Consider the following 18,696-nt stretch of genomic DNA (forward strand, 5'->3'; position numbering starts at 1 on the left):
TCAACCGTCTTTCCAGTCCGTCAGGCCAACCTCAGTTGCGCCGGTGAAGGGGGTTCTAAGTATTACTCTCAAAACCCGCAAGCGGAAAATGACGTTATTGGTCTTTTTTTTGAATTTTCTTTGTTTATTGTTTTACTTCAACGGCTTACATTCATTCAAAATTGACCTCCACCCTTCTGTCCGGGTACTATTGGGCACGATCTGACTGGCAAGCCCCATGAGACAAAATGGGCCGACACAAGATATAGAGACTCCGCGATTTCAAGATACAAGTCAGGGCGACTCGAAACGGGAAAACGAGTCGGAACTGCGGCCAGAATCCGGTCAAAAACCTCTCACCCCCGCCGGACGCCTAATACTGCGGGTCGCTCCCTGCCGGGATGTGGACGGAACAGGCACGATGTCCGCTATTGAACGCCCTGTCTTGCGCATCGCCTAAAGATGCGGTCAGGTTCCACCAATTCACTCTTCGATCCGAAAGCAGATCAGCAATGGCGCGCAACATTCAGTTTCCTTTGGTCAGAACCGTCGGATTTGACGGCGCGCTGGTGACCTTTGCGGATAGGATGACCGACACCGCGAACCGGGCAGCACTGGCGTTTCGGTCTGAAGTCGATCGTCTGCACTGGGATGAGGTGACCGAGTCGTCAGCCTCCCTGGGCTCAGCCTTTGTTCGGTTCGACACGCAGCGCATCTCTCATCAGAAGATGCTGCAAAAGCTTCGGGATCTGGTTGACCAGAAGGACTGGTACACTACACCCCTGCCCGCGGGTCGCAGGTTGTGGCGCGTTCCGACGGTTTACGGGACCGACCTTGCGCCCCAGCTTGACGATGCCGCCGCTGCTGCCGGCCTGTCACCGGAAGAAGCAATACGTCGGCTTGGACAATCCCGCGTGCGGGTTCTGACCATCGGCTTCGCTCCGGGGCAGCCTTATCTTGGGCCTCTGGGACCCGAATTCAACATTCCCCGGCTGCAAAGCCTGACCCCCATGGTGCCGGAAGGGGCTCTGGTTCTGGCGATCTCGCAATTTGTTCTGTTTTCCGGGCCGACGCCAACCGGGTGGCGGCATATCGGGCAGACCGCCTTTCGGTGTTTCCGTCCCGAAAGGGTCGAGGCCTTTACCCTTAGACCTGGCGATGAACTGTTGTTCGAGCCCGTTTCCCGCGACGTTCTGGAACACATCAGAGTCAACAACGAGGACGGCACAGGCGGCGCAACCTGTGAGGAGATCGCGCCATGAGCCTGATCGTCCACCGGATTGGCCCGGCCTGCACCATTCAGGATCAGGGGCGCACAGGTTTTCTGGATCAGGGGCTGTCCCGATCAGGGGCCGCGGATATTCTGGCCTTGCATGAAGGGGCGGCGTTGCTGGATCAAAGCCCAAACCTTGCGGCGCTGGAGATGGCCGGGATGGGAGGCGAGTTCGAGGCGACGCATAACACGCGCATCGCCCTGACTGGCGCACGAATGCAGGCCAGCATTGATGGCAGCCCTGTCGCCTGGAACGCCTCGCACCAACTGAGCGCCGGGCAAAGGCTGGTCATCGGGGCGACGCTGGCTGGAAACTACGGCTATCTGCATCTGGGCGGCGGTATTGATGCCGAGGTTTTTCTGGGGTCCCGCTCCACCCATCTGACAGCGCGGATTGGCCGGGCGTTACAGCAGGGTGACAGGCTGACCTGTGGACCGGATGCAGGCAACAGCGGGATGAAACTGGCTGCTGTCGAGCGGTTTTCGGGCGGGGTGCTGCATGTGGTTGCCAGTTTTCAGACATCTTTGTTTGACGGCGCGACGCTTGAACGGTTTGCCCAAACCAATTTCCGGCGCGGCGCACGCGCCAACCGGATGGGCATGCAGGTGGACAGCGACGGTGACGGCTTTGCCGCCTCGGGCCAGCTGAATATCCTGTCCGAGGTGATCACCCCCGGCGATATCCAGATGACCGGCACTGGCGATCCGTTCATCCTGTTGCCGGAATGTCAGACCACGGGCGGGTACCCTCGTATCGCGACCGTTCTGCCATGCGATATGTCCCGCGCGGCACAGACACCCGCAGGCGGCGACATCCGGTTCGAATTTGTCAGCATGGAACAGGCTGAAGAAATGCACAAAGCGTTCCTGTCAGACCTTGCGCGCCTGCCCTCAAAAGTCGAGGCACTGGTGCGTGATCCCCATGACATACCGGACCTGTTGTCCTACCAATTGATCGGCGGAGTGATCTCTGCCACCGACTAAGGAGATGTGCCAATGCCAAGCGTCGATCTGAATGCCGATATGGGGGAAAGCTTTGGTCCCTGGAAAATGGGCGATGACGAAAGCCTGTTGAAAATCATCACCTCGGCCAACATCGCCTGTGGGTTTCATGCCGGTGATCCGGATGTGATGGCATCAACGATGAAACTGGCGGCCGAAAACGACGTAGGCATCGGCGCGCATCCCGGCTTTCCAGATCTGCAGGGGTTTGGCCGGCGGAACATGAAGCTGCCCCATGACAACCTGTGCAATCTGGTCCGGTATCAGTTGGGGGCCGCAATCGGCATGGCCACGGCGGTTGGTACCAAGGTACGGCACCTGAAACTGCACGGGGCGCTGGCCAATATGTGTTCAGCCGATATCAATATGGCGCACGCCTGTTATCAGGGTGCACTGGATGTTGATCCCGATATCATCGTCATGGTGCTGGCCGCGACAAAACAGGAAGAGGCCGTGCGTGAACTCGGGTGCAATTGGGTGGGCGAGATTTTCGCCGACCGTGCATATAACGACGACGGAACACTGGTTGATCGCAGCCTGCCCGGCGCCGTCATCCACGACGCCGACGTCGCCGGACCTCGCATCCTGAACATGGTCCGCGAAGGTGCGATCATCACCGAAAGCGGCAAGCGGCTGGAAACGTCCATCGACACGATCTGCCTGCACGGGGATGGTCCAACTGCCGTTCAGATTGCCCGCTCAGTTCGCGAAAGCCTGATCGGGGGAAGTGTCGAGGTGACGAAATTCACCCGCTGAACATCATGCGTTAACGTCAGCAACCCAATTTCACGACTGTTGCCCGCACAGGTCTCAGCGCCTAGCATGGCGGGCAAGCACATGTTCTGAAAACCACAATTTCAAGCGATGCCTTGCTGCAGTCAGGGCTTCGTGCACGGAGGTAGTCGAATGTCCTTTGATCTGATGTCCTATCAACCCCGGGGCGACAAGAAGAACTCGGACTTCTTTGCGGAATACCTGCCGAAAATCTACGAGCGCCGGACAAGCTCGGGAATTGCCGATCAGGTCGGGCCAATGCGCGCGATCTGTATGCAGGTCGAAACCGGCGCGCTGTTCGATACGCTGGTCGAGCTTTACGTGATGACACCCTATCGCCACACCGCCAGCTATCTGGGGCAGACCCACAAATTTTCGGTCCTGCATTCGCATCCCGATTATCCCGCGCTGATCGTGATGGCCCCGCTCAGCCCCGGTTTCGAAGACTTCATTCCCCGCATCAATCGCATGTACCCGCTGGCCCGCAACACGCCGCAAACGCGGTATGTTGGCGAGGTTTTCGGCGCCAGCGATCTGAAGGCGCTGACCGGGACGCTTGAGGATCAGAATATCCGCTTCGAATATGCAGGAGACACAGAAAACCCGTTCTACACATTGGACGGCTTCCGCTTTACGACCCCGTCGGATTTCACCTGCAACCGGGTCGGGTATTCGACACATGACTTTAACGACACAGACGGCCTCGGCCTTGGTGATCGCGTGTTATTGAGCGACGCGGAACAGGCGCGGCTGGATCAGGCAGCCGCGTTCGGGTCGGACAGCAAAATCGCGCCTTTGATGCTGGGCATCGATCATCTGGCGACCCGCGTGCTGGCGGGTGAGCGCGAGGATGCGATCCTCGAATTCCTGACCATGGTGCCCTACTATTTCTGGGGGGCTTACAACATCTTCGACATGAACTCGTCCACCAATGTGAACCGCAACGCCAATGTGGACGATGACAAGAAATCTCCGGCCAAGGTTTTCACCGCCAACAACACGCCGTCCTTCGTCAACTCATTCGCCAAGCTGCCGATGCCGACCGAGGATTTTGTGCGCAATTTTGGCCGCCGCCTGCATCACATGGCCGTCGAGATCAAGGATGGCGACCATGGCGCCGGGGAAAAGAATGTCGACTTTGTCGTGAACACGCTGAAGGACAAGGGCGTGCCGTTCCTGGCCCATGTGGTGGGCGAATGCAAAGACGACCCGAACCTGAAACAGATTTTCTCGAAACACTCGCAGAATACGCTTCTGATCACCGAATATATCGAGCGGTGTCACAAGTATGACGGGTTCTTCACCAAGGACAATGTCGCCGCCCTGACCGCCGCCGCGGGACAGGACGAGCAATATCAGCACGGTCACGTCTTCGATTAAAAAAGGGCCGCGGATTACCGCAGCCCAGACCCAACAGGAGAGATTATGCCGGACCTTATGATGGCCCGATCATAAAACAGGTGACATTGCGGGCTTGCAGACGACGACACGCCAGATCGGCCTGTTCCCGCGTCATGCCCTGGAATGTCGCATCAAATCCGCGCGAGCTCTGACTGACCTTGCGCAGACTGCCATCCAGCGTGGTCATTTCCGACAGCGCCGTTTTCAGCAGGATCTTCTCGGCCTCATATCGTGTGGTGTAGCGGCCCACATTGACCCCCCACAGATGCCCACCGGACGAGGACAGGCGGGTAATCACTTCCTGCTCGGGCTCTGGTGGGCTGGCGGGCTCGGTCGAGGCCAGCACCAGATTGTCCGGGCGCAATGCCGGGCGGGTGTCCGACGTTTCAACCGGCGGGGCGGTTGGGGCAACATCCGCTTCGGCAATCGCTGCGGCAATGCCGCTGCTGATACGGTCGCTGTTCTGGTCTGCCGATGCAGCAACCGCACTTGCAACCTGTGTCCCGGCACTCGGGCGCCCAAGCGGGCGCAGGCTGGATTTCGGTGCTCCGCTCAGCGCTGCGACCTGGGTATCGCCCCCCAACCCGACATTGCCCGCATAGACCGGGCGCTCAGGTTTGCGGATAGGTGCACGAGACGGGGCACGGCGAAACCCCAGATCCAGCAGTTCCGCAACTTTGGCATTCCGCGACGCCCCGGATTTACCGCCAAAGACAGTTGCGATGATACGCTCATCCTTGCGTTTGGCCGACGCCACCAGGTTGAACCCCGCCGCACGTGTGTATCCGGTCTTGATCCCGTCCGCGCCTTTGTAGGCAGCCAGCAGGCGGCGGTTGGTGTTGGGAACCGTCTTGATACCGGCATCCGTCGATTGGCGCGAGAACAGGTTATAATACTGCGGGTAATCATACAGCAGATGCCGTCCCAGTGTGGTCATGTCGCGCGCGCTGGACAGGTGCCCTGCCTCAGTCAGACCATGCGCATTCTTGAAGGTCGTGCGGCTCATCCCCATCGCTTTGGCGGTTCGGGTCATACGGCGGGCAAAGGCCGCTTCCGAGCCACTGATGGCAATGCCGATCGCCGTGGCGGCGTCGTTCGCCGATTTTACCGCAGCGGCGCGGATCAGATAGCGGAACGCAATCGTCTGGCCCGCGCGCAGGCCCAGCTTCGACGGGGGCTCGGCTGCTGCCTTCTGGGTAATCCGAACGGGTGTATCCAGTGTGATTTCGCCGTTTCGCACTGCCTCAAACGCGATATAGAGCGTCATCATCTTGGTCAGCGAGGCCGGGTGCAGCCGCGCATCCGCATTTCGTGAATGCAGCACCTCGCCAGTTCGGGCGTCAATCACCATAGCTGCATAAGGCGCCGCTATGGACCTGAGCGGCGTAAACGCCAGCACACATAGCAACGCTATAAGGAAAAAGCCCATTCGGGCCGGAACTGTCCGCCGAATCTGCACGATCTTTGCCTCTGTCTGCCTCGCGCTGCCGGGTTTTCCCGGTCAGCAAAAATTATTTTATTGTCCCCAAGGCTATCACAGCGACCCAATGAAATAAACCGAAAGCTGAGGTTTTCGCAGCTTCGATTTGCTTCTGGACTGAGGCTATATCTTGCGAAATTCCCCCTCAGAACCACCAAATGCGCGATAAAGGCGAAACTGCGTCAGGATGCGGCAGGGTTTATGTGAAACTGAGGCGAAAAGGCAACATCACTTCAGGTTGCCCAGCAGATCGGTCAGATCGCCCAAATCTCTCAACTCGCGGAATCGGGGGCTGTCGACAGGGGCTTCGGCATGTTCCACCTCCCAGACCAGACCGTGGGGCACGTAGACACCCCAGCACCCGGCCTGAATCGGGGCAACGACATCTGACCGCATGGAATTGCCGATCATCATTGCGGCAGTCGGGCCATCACCATGACGGTCGAATACGAACCGATAGGTTTCGGGGGTCTTTTCGGAAACGATTTCCACACCATCGAACAGATCACCCAGCCCGGACTGGGCCAGTTTGCGCTCCTGATCGATCAGATCACCCTTGGTGATCAAAATGACCCGATACGCATCGGCAACGCCTTCGACGGCCTCGCGGGCATGGGGCAACAACTCGATGGGATGGGCCAGCATCTCTTGCCCCGCTTCGATCAGCTGCCGGATGACCCAGGCCGGAACGCGGCTTTCGGTAACTTCGATCGCCGTCTCGATCATCGACAGGACAAATCCCTTGATGCCATACCCATAGTGCTGAATGTTGCGCTTTTCAGCCGCAAGAAGTCGCTCCATCAGGTGATCACGATTGGCATGATCGGCCAAGAGTTCAGCAAAACGAGCCTGCGTCAGCTGAAAAAACCGTTCGTTATGCCAAAGGGTGTCGTCTGCATCGAACCCGATTGTCGTCAGCTTGGTCGTCATCCTGTTTACGTCCGCTTGCTCTTTTCACCGGCCATGCACACGTTATATAAGCGCCAAGATAAACCCCAAGCCTGAATCGGACAGTTGCACACGATGCTTGAATTGACCTGGATGATGTCTGACAAGCCGGACGACGACAGTGACGCGTCCGTCCTGGTACAGACACGCCCAAAAACCAAGCGTCCGCCTTTATACAAGGTCCTGTTGCTGAACGACGATTATACACCGATGGAGTTTGTGGTGCATGTGCTTGAACGCTTCTTCGGCATGACCCATGCGCAGGCGTTCGAGATCATGCTGACCGTTCACAAGAAAGGCGTGGCCGTAGTCGGTGTTTTCAGCCACGAAATTGCCGAGACCAAAGTTGGTCAGGTGATGGATTTTGCCCGCAGGCACCAGCACCCTTTGCAATGCACAATGGAACGCGAAGAGTAAGGCCTTTGGCCTGACGCGCGCGCCTCTCTCAGCCGGAATTGCCCATGTCCCCTCGTCTGGAACTTGCCCTGCAAAACGGCCTGACGCTGTCCCCCCCTCTTAGCGTGATCTGCCCCACGCCCGACCATGATCTGTCTGCGCTGGCGGGCGGCGCACAAGTTGTGCAGCCCTTCAAACCATTTCACGACCATTTCGCCGCGCAGGGTTTTGAAACGGTGCCCGACGCAGATGGCCCCTGTCAGGACGCCATTGTCTTTCTGCCCCGCGCCAAGGCACTGGCCCGGTCGCTCATTCATCAGGCCTGTGCGCGGGCGAGCGGCCTGATTGTCATCGACGGTGCCAAGACCGATGGTGTGGACAGCATATTGAAGGATGTGCGCAAGCGGGTTCCGGTCGAGGGACCGCTTTCCAAAGCACATGGCAAGATTTTCTGGTTTCAGGCCGATGATCAGGCCTTTGCGGACTGGGCCGCGCCGAAACATCAGATGGTTGACGGATACCACACAGCGCCGGGTGTGTTTTCAGCGGACGGGATTGATCCTGCCTCAGCCCTGTTGCTGAAGACTCTGCCTGACCGGCTTGGTCCCTGCGTGGCCGATCTGGGTGCGGGATGGGGGTATCTGTCTGCGGAAATCCTGAAGCGCTGCGGGATAACCTCGCTGCATCTGGTCGAAGCTGACTATGCGGCCCTGACCTGCTCGCGGCTTAATGTCACTCAATCCCAGGCGCATTTCCACTGGAGCGATGCCGTATCCTGGACCGCCCCGGAACCTATCGACACCGTTGTGATGAACCCGCCATTCCACACGTCTCGCAGCGCGGATCCCGCCTTGGGGCAAGGGTTTATAACCTCCGCCGCCCGCAATCTGACACGCAACGGAACCCTTTGGATGGTCGCCAACCGGCACCTTCCTTACGAAGCTACACTGAACGAACATTTCGCTCAGGTCGGTGAAATTGCCGGCGACAACCGGTTCAAGGTATTCCAGGCCTCTCGCCCTCGGCGTTAAGGCCCGTTAACCTGCGCCCCAATTCAGGAGGATTCGGATGTCCTTTTCCATCGCTGGCAAGACAGCAATCGTAACGGGCGGGGCCAGTGGCATCGGCCTGGCCATCGGGCGGCATTTCGCGGATGCGGGCGCAAATGTCATGTTTGCCGACATAGATGAAAAACGCCTGATCGACGAGCTTGGAGAACAGGCCGAAGGCAGCAATATCCGGTACTTTGCGGGCGATCTGCGCGAAAAGCTGACCATAGCCAACCTGTTATCTGCGACGCTGGATGCGTTCGACCAGGTGGATATTCTGGTCAACGGCGCACGGCAAGTGATCCCGTCTGATCCGCTGGATCCGGATGACGATTCGATGCGCACCCTGCTGAACCAGAACCTGATGCCCGCCTTGCGGCTCAGCCAGTTGGTCGCAAATCGCATGATCAAACAGGCCGACGGCGATGTCGAAAACCCGGCGGGGACGATCATCAACCTGTCCTCGATCGCTGCCCGGCGGACCCACCCCGATCTGATGGCCTATTCCGTTTCGACCGCTGCACTGGATCAGCTGACCCGGTCCCTTGCGGTTGCGCTGGCTCCGAAACGGATCCGCGTCAACTCGATCGCGCTGGGTTCGGTCATGAGCGCATCGCTGCAATCGACCCTCAAGGACAATCGCGACTACCGCGTCGATATCGAAAAGCACACGCCCCTGGCCCGCATCGCCTCGGCCACGGAACTGACGGAAACCGCGCAATATCTTGCGTCTGATGCAGCTGGTTTCGTCACCGGACAGATCCTGACAATCGATGGTGGCCGTACCTTGCTTGACCCGGTCGCAGCCCCTGCACATTAAGACCCATGTTCGAAACAGAAAAATCTACCGCCTCCGCCTGGTTTCGCCAATTGCGCGATGACATCGTTGCAGCGTTCGTAGCCCTTGAAGACAGCCACACCGACGGGCCGTTTGCCGATGCCGCACCCGGACGGTTCGAGGTCAAGGAAACCAAACGCCAGTCGGACGATGGGTCAGACACGGGCGGCGGGCTGATGTCGGTCATGCGCGGCGGGCGTGTGTTTGAAAAGGTCGGTGTCAATGTCTCGACTGTCTACGGCACGCTGGGCGAACGTGCGCAACAAGCGATGGCGGCGCGCAAAGGCATCCCCGGAATGACCGAAGACCCGCGCTTCTGGGCGTCGGGTATCAGCCTTGTGGCCCATATGCAGAACCCCCATGCCCCGGCGGTCCACATGAATACACGCATGTTCTGGACACCCCATGCCTGGTGGTTCGGTGGCGGCTCGGACCTCAACCCCTGCATCGAGTATGACGAGGACACCGCGCATTTCCATGCCACGCAAAAGGCGCATCTGGACCCGCACGGACCCGCCCACTACCCGCGCCTCAAGGAATGGGCTGACGAATATTTCTATATCCCTCACCGCAAACGCGCGCGCGGCGTCGGCGGGATCTTCATGGACGACTATTGCACCGGTGACTGGCAGGCGGATTTTGCCCTGACACAGGATATTGGCAGGGCCTTTCTGCCCGCCTTCCTTCCCTTGGTTGAAAAGCGCCGCGTTCAGAACTTCTCAGAGGCGGACAAGACCACCCAACTGGTGCATCGCGGCCTTTATGCGGAATACAACCTTGTCTATGACCGGGGCACAAAATTCGGTCTGGAAACCGGGCATGACCCGGATGCCGTTCTGATGAGCCTGCCTCCGATGGCAAAATGGGTCTGACGATCAGAACGGGTCCGTGATGAAATTGTCGTAGCAATAGTTCTGCGCCGACACCGCCGACATGTTTGCTCCGACTTTCTTGACCGTGATCGAATAGCCGGGTTTCGTATCGGCCCCCGGCGGCGGAGTCATGGAAAACTGCACCGTTCGCACGCCGGGTTCATACGCCCGCCAGATATAGATCCTCTGCGAGTTCGGAACGCCCAGTGTGCGAATGGCATAATCTCCGATCCCGCACCAATAATTGACCGGCGCGGATGAACCGACAGCCTTTACTTCGTAAACCCCGTCCGGCAAGGGCGTGATCTCGGTTCGGAACTGCGGCCGGACTGACAGGCCGAACCCAACGGCCCCGGCCACCGCAGGCGTCATAACAAGTGTGGCAGCGATGAATGGCTTGAGAAAACGCATGATCCAGATATCCCGAAACAATGGCACCAATACCGATAGCATAACCACGACACCCTGCGAGTAAAGTGGGGCAAACCAGCTGCGCCGGCACAGTTATCCGGGGAAATTCCACTATTCATATCGCCGGAAACAAGTACACTACCCCAAAGAATTAATAACGCATCAAACTGTCGGCAGTTCCGTTGAACAAGAGTTTTCCAAAAGACTGGTTCGATTTCCCACCCGAGAAATATGCGGATCTGGGGGCGATGTTCTATCTCGCGGGTCTGACAAAAACGCACCAGAAACGTAACCTTGCGCAAGTTCTTTATGCGTTCGAAACCCCGTTCCGCCTGGGCCAATACCAGATCTTCAGGCAAAATGGCTTTCCCCGCGGATTTGTCACTTTTGCCGGTCTCAGCCCCGACGCCGAATATCGCTATGCGGTGAAAGAAACCTCACTGACAGACAAGGATTTTACCAGCGGGTCTTCCTTCTGGATCATCGACCTTGTCGCGCCGTTTGGACAGACCAGCCAGATTGTTGATATCCTCAAGCAAGAGATCCCGCATCCGCGCGTGCGCACCAACCGAATGGACAGCGACATGACACGCAACCGGATTGTCGAATGGACACGGGACGATGCAGGCGAGGTTCATATGCGCCTGTACCGAAAGAAGGAATTTGAGCGGATGCTGCAACAAGGCGAGGTCTAGTTGGTTTCAGTTCCGATCACAGGTGAATTGACCGGCAACGTGACCGGGTCCCCACCCAATGTGGCGATGGGGCAACCCACGCTGAACAACGGAAACTTTACACCGCTCACCCAAACCTGGACAATTGCGACACCCCCTGCCAACGGTACAGCCACGATCGACCCAAATACCGGTGAGTGGACCTATACGGTCGATCCGACGTTTTTCGACAGCCTCGACAATGGTGAAGTTGTTTTTGATTCCTTCTTCATCAGTGTCTCGGGAACAACGCAAGCCGGTCCGATTACACTTCCGTTTACCGGCTCCCCGGACCCGGTAGAGGTGGTCATCCGGATCGAAGGCGTGTGTTTCGTAGCCGGAACCCTGATCGAGGCCGAAAACGGCCCCCGCGCCATAGAGACCCTGAAGGTCGGGGACAAGGTGGCGACAGCCGATCACGGGTTGCAACCTGTTCGCTGGATCGAAAGCAGCACGATCCCACCCGACCGATTACGCAATGAACCCGCAATGTGGCCCGTTCGCATCTCGGCAAGCAGTCTGGGATCCAACACACCCTCGCGGGATCTTCTGGTGTCTCAGCAGCACCGTATTCTGGTGAAAGGCCCCCGGGTCGAACTGCTTTTCGGAACCACCGAAGCGCTGGTTGCCGCCAAGCACCTGTGCAGATGGCCCGGAATAGGGCTCGATACCTCGGTTGAAACGGTCGAGTATCTTCACATCCTGCTGGATCGGCACGAAATCCTCTCGGCGGATGGGGCACAGGCAGAAAGCCTGTTTCTGGGGGAAGAGGCGCTACATACCCTTTCATCCGACGCGCTCCAGGAACTGGCCGCCATATTTCCCGACCGTCCCTCCTCTGGCCATCAGGGGTTTGGGCGCGCCGCGCGCCTTATCCTGCTGGAACACGAAGCCCGCGCACTTGCCTGAGGTCAGGTGCCAGTCCCGATACGGCCACCGACATTCTGCGGGGCCAGTGCAACCGTCTTGATCACGGCATGGCACGTGCTGCCCGGCTGCAAGTTCAACGCCGCAACTGACCGGCGCGTGACCCGTGCAAGAACAGTCCCAGCCAGTGTCCTGACCGACACGATCGCTCCGGGACCTTCACCCGACCGGATCGAGTCGACCGTCCCGCTGAGCACGTTCAATGCCGACAGACCCTCGGGCTTTTGGACGGACAGGATCACCTCTTGCGCCGGAATGCGAATTCGCAGATGCGCGCCGACCTCCTGCCCGATACGTGGCAGAAACAGACGCGCGCCATTTGCGTTCAGCTCGGTCAACCCGTCAGCGTGGTGCTGGTGCACCTGCACTTCCAACACGGCCCCGACCGCGCGCACACCTGCGGGCGCCACGGACGGATCGGACAGAACCTCGGACGCGGGGCCATGGCGGACGACCCTGCCATCCTGCAAAGCGACAACCGATGTGGCCAGACGGGCCACCTCGTCGGCTGAGTGGGTCACATACAGGATCGGGACAGACACCTCATCCCTGAGACGCTCGAAATAGGGCAGAATCTCCGCCTTGCGGGCCTCGTCCAGCGCCGCAAGCGGTTCATCTGCAAGGATCAGTCGCGGGCTGGCCAGCAACGCCCTGCCTATCGACACGCGCTGTTTCTCGCCCCCTGACAACCCGGCTGGACGGCGATTCAGAAGGTGGCCGATCCCCAGCATCTCGATGACCTTTTCCGGGTCTTCACGCTGCGCGCTTTTGGGGGCGAACCAGCGGCCATAGGCAAGGTTCTGGCGCACGGTCAGATGCGGGAACAACCGCCCTTCCTGAAAGATATAGCCCAGCCGCCGCCGGTGCGGCGGCAGCCAGTGCCCGCGTTCGGTGTCAATCAACACCCAGTCATCCACGGCCACTCTGCCCGCGCGCGGCCGCAGCAATCCGGCCACCGCGTTGACAATCGTGGTCTTGCCCGACCCGGAACGCCCGAACAGCACAGTCACACCGGGTGGCGCGTCAAAACTGACCTCCAGATCGATCCCCGGCAGCTGATGATGCAAGCGAACGGACAGGCTCATGATCCGGCCACCCGCGCGGCGGCGCGCCGTCCCACATATTCCGACAGCAGTAACGCGCCCATGGCAATGACGATCGAGATCAGGACCAGCCGTGTTGCAGCAGCTTCGCCCCCCGGCACCTGCAAAAAGGCGTAAACAGCCGATGGCAATGTCTGCGTCTGGCCCGGAATATTCGACACGAATGTAATCGTCGCCCCAAACTCACCCATGGCCTTTGCAAAGGCCAGAATGGCCCCGGCGATGACACCGGGCAGGATCATCGGCAAGGTCACGGTCAGAAACACCATAAGCCGCGACGCCCCCAGCGTCGCCCCCGCCTGTTCCAGCTTCGGGTCCACCGCCTCGATCGACAGACGTATCGCCCGGACCATCAGCGGAAACGCCATGATACCAGCGGCCAGCGCGGCCCCAGTCCAGCGAAAGGCAACCACAATGCCGAACTCGGCCAAGAACCGCCCCAACGGCCCCTGAATGCCGAAGGTCAGCAACAGCAGATACCCCGTCACAACCGGCGGCAGGATCAAAGGCAAATGCACCAGACCATTCAAAACCTGCCACCCGGGGAACCGCCAGCGGGCCAGAATGTAGGCAACAAAAATGCCAAACGGCAAGGTCGCCAGCGTCGCCCAGAAAGACACGCGCAGCGACAGCTTCAGCGCTTCAACTTCGGCGGGACCCAACCACTCCAACGCGATCACCCGCCCGGCAGGGAAAATCCCTGCTCCTGAAAAATAACCATAGCAGCATCGCTGTGCAGATGATCCAGAAAAGCCCGCGCCGCACCTGTGGCATTACCTGTCATCGCCGCCGGATAGATGATCGGAGGGTGCAGGTCGGTCGGAAAACTGGCCACAACACTGACCCGCTGTTCCGCCTGCGCATCCGATCGATAGACGATCCCCAGAGGCGCAGCACCCGTTGCCACAAAGGCCAGAGCAGCGCGCACATTGTCGGTTTGTGCCACTCGGTCCTGCACCGCCTCCCACAGGTTCAGCCCCTGCAAAGCCGCCTTGCCGTAGATACCGGCGGGCACCGCATCGACCAGCGCCATGGCCAGAAAGCCTTCGCCCAGCTCGGCCCTGAGGTCATGAACCACCCGAATGTCGCCCAGAACAGGACGCCCCGCAGCGCCGATCAGAACCAGACTGTTGCCCAGCAAATCCGACCGTGTCCCTGGCTGCAACAAGCCCTGCTGTTCCAGATAATCCATCCAGTCGGCATTGGCCGAGATGAAAATGTCCGCAGGCGCACCCTGCTGAATCTGCCGCGCCAGCACCGAAGACGCTGCGTAAGACACGGTGACATCCTGCCCCGTCCGCTCTGTGTATTCCGTTGCGATTTCGTCCAAAGCGGTCTTGAGGCTGGCTGCGGCGAAAACCAAAACCCCTTCTGCCCCGGCCCGGACCGGAGCCAGCACAAATGCGCCAAGGACCAGTGCCACCATCCAGATACGGCAGGCGAAAGGTAGGATCATGTGTGCTCCCAACCGGAAAGTTGCAGTCTCTTCGGGCATATCGGAGGCCATAGGGCGCTTGCAAGCGCCTTTGATCTTTTCCAGACCACACGCCTGAAACCCACGCAGACCTGCCTCATTAGCCCATTCTCACCGAGGCTGGCGTCATTGAGGGCGGCATTTCCTATCCGCAACCCATCGCGGAATAAAAATCTCACAGACCCTCTTGCGCCCGCCCGCTGGCTTGGCTACATGCAGCGTCACGGGTGATTAGCTCAGTTGGTAGAGCGCTTCGTTTACACCGAAGATGTCGGGAGTTCGAGTCTCTCATCACCCACCATCCTTTCCCCACAATGTATCAAGGTCTTACGTGACTGGCACATTTTGCTGTGCTGAGCGTGAAACTGCGTCCGCTGCGCATTGATCGCCCGGCTGAATAAATAGCGTTTTCTTGATTAGTGACGCGTATCTCAGCATGATCCGGATATGTCGGTTGAAATGGACACGTGGCTGAACGACCTCGGATTGGGTCAGTACGCAAGTGCCTTTGCGGAAAACGACATTGATGCGCGGGTTTTGCCATTGCTGACAGGCGACGACCTGAAAGAGCTTGGGGTAAGCCTTGGTCACCGAAAGATCATCCTTGCGGCGGTTCAGGATTTGGTTGGCTCTGGGCGCCTGTCTTCATCAGCGCCAGCCGCAGGGGAGCCAACCAGCGAGAAAACTCAGCCATCCTCCGTTGATGATGTGCATGGCGAAGCTGCACCAGCGAAGAAGCCCATCGCACCTGCGGCTGAGCGGCGTCATCTGACAGTCTTGTTCGCTGATCTGGTCGGCTCGACGGAGTTGACCAACCGATTTGATCCCGAGGACATGCGGGATCTGCTACAGAACTATCAGGATACCGTCGCCGGGGCAGTGAGCAGGTATGGTGGCTATGTCGCGAAATATCTTGGCGACGGTCTTCTTGTGTTTTTCGGCTGGCCAACAGCCTACGAAGATCACGCCATTCGCGCGATAAAGGCGGGGCTTGAGTGCGTCCGTCGGGTTGAAGAGCTCAACGCCCCTGACGGTGAGCGTTTGTCAGCCAGACTGGGTATTGCCAGCGGCGATGTCGTGGTCGGTGACACGATCGGCGAAAACTCGTACGAAGAAGGTGCCATGACCGGGCCGGCGGTCAATCTGGCGGCGCGGATACAGGAACACGCCCTGCCAAACTCGGTGGTTTTGTCTGCAGAAGAAACCGAAGCCGCCTTGCACCGGATATTCGAGTTCGAGACCCTTGGATCAACTCAGTTGAAGGGTTTCAAAGACCCTCGGACCTTGTTGAAGGTCGTATCGGAACGCAGCGCGGAAAGCCGGTTTCGCGCGTCATACAAGGATGACGCTGGCAGCACCATGATTGGCCGGGACTACGAAAAGGGTATCCTGTTGCAATCGTGGCAACGTGCCCAAAACGGTCATGGTGAGGTCGTTCTGCTGTCGGGGGAGGCGGGGATTGGAAAGTCGCGCCTGACTGAGGGGTTTCTTGCGGACGTTACAGCGACCGGACAGGCCGATGTGATAAGGCTGAACTGCTCGCCCTATCTGACCAGCAGCCCCTTTCATCCGGTCACCCAGCGAATTTCACAGGATGCGGGCGTTGAACCGGATTTTGACGACAATCAAATTCTGGAACATGTCAGGAAGCTGCTGGAAGGCCGGGAAGGTCTGGACTGGGAACAGGTTCTGCCTGTCTTTGCAGCGCTGGTTGCGCCGCGCAGCGCGCTGGCTCGTGAAGTTCTCGAGATGTCGCCGCAGGAGCAACGCGACATAACGATCCAAACCCTGATCCATGCGGTGCAGGTCCGGGCAAGTGTACGCCCGGTTATTCTGTGTGTTGAAGATGCACATTGGATCGATCCCTCGACGCAAGCCCTGCTGGAGCGGTTCAAGGCGATTTGTACCGATCTTCCCCTGATGGTCCTGATGACCCACAGACCCGGGTGGGACCTGGCCCGCGATGACGGGGACACGCATGTTCAAACACTCCTGCTGCGCCGGTTCGGTTCTGCTGATGTCTCGGATCTGGTCCGCAATATCACTGGCAAGGACCCGGACGATGCCTTGATCGCGACAATCATCGAAAAAACGGACGGTGTGCCCCTGTTTGTCGAAGAATTGACCCAGGCGATCGTGAATGCTGATGAGCAGGCACAAGTCCGCATACCATCCTCGCTGAAGGGTGCCTTGATGGCGCGGCTTGATGCAGTTTCGCCCGAGGCCAAACAGGTCGCGTTGACGGGGTCAGTCATTGGGCGGGAATTTGAACCAGATTTGTTGAGGGCCGCGATGGGGCTGGAACGCGCGGATATCAATCTTCGTCTCGAAGAACTGTCGCGAACGGGACTGATCTTTGAAAGCGGAAACAACCGCGGGCATTTTGTGTTCCGCCATGCCCTTATCCGCGATACGGCATATCAATCCATGCTGAGCTCTACCCGCAGGCAGCAACATTCAAACGTTGCCCGTGCACTGATCGCAATGCGATCAGCTGAAATCGAACGCCGCCCCGAACTGGTGGCCCGCCATCTGTCAGAAGCAGAAGATTGGCGCGCCGCATTCGACAAATGGGAAGCTGCGGCTGAAATGGCATTGGCCCGGTCAGCCAGCCAGGAAGCGATGACCAATGCCCAGGAGACGCTCAAAGCGGCTAAGCGGCTGAACTCGGAAACCAGCCCGGAAATGGTCAGGGGCATGATCCTGGTTGGCCGCAGCCATGACAGCCAGGGTCAGTTGTCCGAGGCGATGGCGGTTCTGAAAACTGCATCTAACGCTGCACGGAAACTCCACGATGTGCAGTTGTCAGCCGATGCAGCCAATCATTTTGCTGACTCGTGCATGATGACAAGCAAGCGACATCACGAAGCCATTGACCTTTGTGAAAAGGCGCTGAAAGACCTGTCTGACAGTGACGAAGTCAGGCGGTGCCGGTTGATGAGCCAACTAGCACGGGCGTATATGTTTGTCGGCCAGTTTTCCGAAGGCACCCGCTTTGGTCAGCAATCCATGGAACTGGCAGCAAAGCTTGGGGATCATAAATCCCAGTTTTCGGTAATGATGATGCATTTTGGGGCGCCATTCATCGCGCGCAACGGGCGAGAGGCGCGCCATTGGCGTGATAACCTGGATGCCATGCATCGGGTCGCAGAAAAGCTTGGCACCATTGATCAGGGCCGCGACCGGACGCTCAGCCTGTTTGTCGGTGCTGAAATGGCCGACCGTGACCTGATGGACAACTCGCTCGAGTTGCTGACAGCGATTTCCGAAAAGGACAATCATCTGCAACTCTATTGGGTTCAGAAACACGCACGCGCCATGGTTGCAATCATGGACGGCGACTTTGTTCAGGCTGAAAAGCACGCCACCGAAGCAGTCAAGATCGGCCGAAAAACGCACGGCGAACATGTCGAGGGCGTTTTCGGCGTTCAGATGTTCACCATCCGCCGCGAGCAGAACCGCCTGCACGAGGTCGCGCCTGTGATCAAGAAACTGATGACCGACAGCCCCGAAGACATCTCGTGGAAGCCGGGTTTTGGCCTTATCGCAGCCGAACTGGGGTACACGGAACCAGCCGGAAAAATACTGAATGAAATGGCGGAAAACGGCTTCGACCTGCCGCCAGATGCCATGTATTCAACAACACTGTCCTATCTTGCCGACATCTGCGTGGCAGTCGGGCATCCGGATCATGCCCAGACGCTTTACGGTATGCTGCAACCCTACGAGGACCTGACGATCACCGCAGGGGCAACCACAGTCTGCACAGGTGCCGCAGCCCGACGCTTGGGGAACCTGGCAACGGTGCTGAAAGACTGGGAAATTGCCGGGAAGATGTTCCGGAAAGCCATCGAGATTGACACGAGGATGAATTGCCCGCCATGGATTGCGCATTCCAAGGCAGCGTATGCATCCGCACTCAGACAACAGGGCCGCCCCAGCGATTTGGAACTGGCGTTTCAACTGGAAGGGGAAGCGTTGGCAATATCACAGAAATTGAGTATGGTTTCCCTTAAGTCAAAGCTCGAAGGGGTAGCCAGTTAAGGCCCGGAAAAT

The 18,696-nt window shown here is 58.7% G+C and carries 17 protein-coding genes and 1 tRNA gene; 12 read left to right on the forward strand and 6 right to left on the reverse strand.

What is annotated here, in order from left to right; all coding sequences use genetic code 11:
* The first annotated feature begins 491 nt into the window (after positions 1 to 491).
* The 4 genes from ACR0J7_RS05780 (at position 492) to ACR0J7_RS05795 (ending at position 4,408) form a co-directional block, all read left to right on the forward strand.
* Positions 492 to 1,241: a 5-oxoprolinase subunit B family protein gene (locus ACR0J7_RS05780; protein WP_480538879.1), complete on the forward strand. Its 750-nt coding sequence runs from the start codon at positions 492 to 494 to the stop codon at positions 1,239 to 1,241.
* Complete coding sequence (locus ACR0J7_RS05785) at positions 1,238 to 2,236, forward strand: 5-oxoprolinase subunit C family protein (RefSeq protein WP_480773259.1); 999 nt, start codon at positions 1,238 to 1,240, stop codon at positions 2,234 to 2,236. The genes ACR0J7_RS05780 and ACR0J7_RS05785 overlap by 4 nt, the downstream gene beginning before the upstream one ends.
* Before the next feature lie 12 nt (positions 2,237 to 2,248).
* Positions 2,249 to 3,010, forward strand: coding sequence for a LamB/YcsF family protein (locus ACR0J7_RS05790; RefSeq protein ID WP_480558938.1), 762 nt, complete (start codon positions 2,249 to 2,251; stop codon positions 3,008 to 3,010).
* 150 nt (positions 3,011 to 3,160) lie between these two features.
* Positions 3,161 to 4,408, forward strand: coding sequence for a hypothetical protein (locus ACR0J7_RS05795; RefSeq protein WP_480506811.1), 1,248 nt, complete (start codon positions 3,161 to 3,163; stop codon positions 4,406 to 4,408).
* Between the two features lie 55 nt (positions 4,409 to 4,463).
* On the opposite strand, the gene ACR0J7_RS05800 is transcribed toward ACR0J7_RS05795, so the two are convergent.
* On the reverse strand, positions 4,464 to 5,858 hold the full coding sequence (locus ACR0J7_RS05800) for a D-alanyl-D-alanine carboxypeptidase family protein (RefSeq protein ID WP_480913545.1): 1,395 nt from the start codon (positions 5,856 to 5,858) through the stop codon (positions 4,464 to 4,466).
* 279 nt (positions 5,859 to 6,137) lie between these two features.
* Positions 6,138 to 6,839 carry an HAD family hydrolase gene (locus ACR0J7_RS05805; RefSeq protein ID WP_480913547.1) on the reverse strand — a complete coding sequence of 234 codons (702 nt, stop codon included), beginning with the start codon at positions 6,837 to 6,839 and terminating at the stop codon, positions 6,138 to 6,140.
* Positions 6,840 to 6,932: 93 nt separating this feature from the next.
* On the opposite strand from ACR0J7_RS05805, the gene clpS reads away from it, so the two are divergent.
* From clpS to hemF, 4 genes are read left to right on the forward strand one after another with little or no spacing between them, the layout of a single operon-like run.
* Entirely contained in the window at positions 6,933 to 7,274 is a 342-nt protein-coding gene (clpS, locus tag ACR0J7_RS05810; protein ID WP_209507827.1) for an ATP-dependent Clp protease adapter ClpS, read from the forward strand.
* Positions 7,275 to 7,318: 44 nt separating this feature from the next.
* Positions 7,319 to 8,284, forward strand: coding sequence for a class I SAM-dependent methyltransferase (locus ACR0J7_RS05815; RefSeq protein WP_480913549.1), 966 nt, complete (start codon positions 7,319 to 7,321; stop codon positions 8,282 to 8,284).
* A 37-nt stretch (positions 8,285 to 8,321) separates the two neighbouring features.
* Positions 8,322 to 9,122, forward strand: coding sequence for an SDR family NAD(P)-dependent oxidoreductase (locus tag ACR0J7_RS05820; protein WP_480483341.1), 801 nt, complete (start codon positions 8,322 to 8,324; stop codon positions 9,120 to 9,122).
* Between the two features lie 5 nt (positions 9,123 to 9,127).
* Positions 9,128 to 10,012, forward strand: coding sequence for an oxygen-dependent coproporphyrinogen oxidase (gene hemF, locus ACR0J7_RS05825; RefSeq protein ID WP_480913551.1), 885 nt, complete (start codon positions 9,128 to 9,130; stop codon positions 10,010 to 10,012).
* A 3-nt stretch (positions 10,013 to 10,015) separates the two neighbouring features.
* Here hemF and ACR0J7_RS05830 read toward each other — a convergent pair whose 3' ends face one another.
* Complete coding sequence (locus tag ACR0J7_RS05830; protein ID WP_480832173.1) at positions 10,016 to 10,465, reverse strand: hypothetical protein; 450 nt, start codon at positions 10,463 to 10,465, stop codon at positions 10,016 to 10,018.
* Positions 10,466 to 10,605: 140 nt separating this feature from the next.
* Here ACR0J7_RS05830 and ACR0J7_RS05835 point away from each other — a divergent pair, with 140 nt between their 5' ends.
* Together ACR0J7_RS05835 and ACR0J7_RS05840 are read left to right on the forward strand one after the other, a co-directional pair.
* Positions 10,606 to 11,118, forward strand: coding sequence for a toxin-activating lysine-acyltransferase (locus tag ACR0J7_RS05835; RefSeq protein WP_209507836.1), 513 nt, complete (start codon positions 10,606 to 10,608; stop codon positions 11,116 to 11,118).
* A gap of 39 nt (positions 11,119 to 11,157) precedes the next feature.
* Positions 11,158 to 12,045 carry a Hint domain-containing protein gene (locus tag ACR0J7_RS05840; protein ID WP_480492799.1) on the forward strand — a complete coding sequence of 296 codons (888 nt, stop codon included), beginning with the start codon at positions 11,158 to 11,160 and terminating at the stop codon, positions 12,043 to 12,045.
* A 2-nt stretch (positions 12,046 to 12,047) separates the two neighbouring features.
* Here ACR0J7_RS05840 and modC read toward each other — a convergent pair whose 3' ends face one another.
* Genes modC through modA form a run of 3 tightly spaced genes read right to left on the reverse strand, consistent with a single transcriptional unit; the run spans position 12,048 to position 14,622 of the window.
* The gene (gene modC, locus ACR0J7_RS05845; RefSeq protein WP_480483333.1) at positions 12,048 to 13,148 is read right to left on the reverse strand and encodes a molybdenum ABC transporter ATP-binding protein; all 1,101 of its coding nucleotides are present in this window, start codon (positions 13,146 to 13,148) and stop codon (positions 12,048 to 12,050) included.
* Positions 13,145 to 13,837, reverse strand: coding sequence for a molybdate ABC transporter permease subunit (gene modB, locus ACR0J7_RS05850; RefSeq protein WP_480913678.1), 693 nt, complete (start codon positions 13,835 to 13,837; stop codon positions 13,145 to 13,147). The genes modC and modB overlap by 4 nt, the downstream gene beginning before the upstream one ends.
* A gap of 5 nt (positions 13,838 to 13,842) precedes the next feature.
* Positions 13,843 to 14,622: a molybdate ABC transporter substrate-binding protein gene (gene modA, locus ACR0J7_RS05855; protein WP_480913553.1), complete on the reverse strand. Its 780-nt coding sequence runs from the start codon at positions 14,620 to 14,622 to the stop codon at positions 13,843 to 13,845.
* Positions 14,623 to 14,865: 243 nt separating this feature from the next.
* Between modA and ACR0J7_RS05860 the strand changes: the two genes are divergently transcribed.
* Positions 14,866 to 14,941: transfer RNA gene (locus tag ACR0J7_RS05860), tRNA-Val, on the forward strand.
* Positions 14,942 to 15,087: 146 nt separating this feature from the next.
* Positions 15,088 to 18,684 (forward strand): adenylate/guanylate cyclase domain-containing protein, encoded by a 3,597-nt coding sequence (locus ACR0J7_RS05865; RefSeq protein ID WP_480913555.1) that lies wholly within the window; start codon positions 15,088 to 15,090, stop codon positions 18,682 to 18,684.
* Positions 18,685 to 18,696 lie beyond the last annotated feature (12 nt).

It is taken from the genome of Ruegeria sp. O4 (assembly GCF_056535125.1).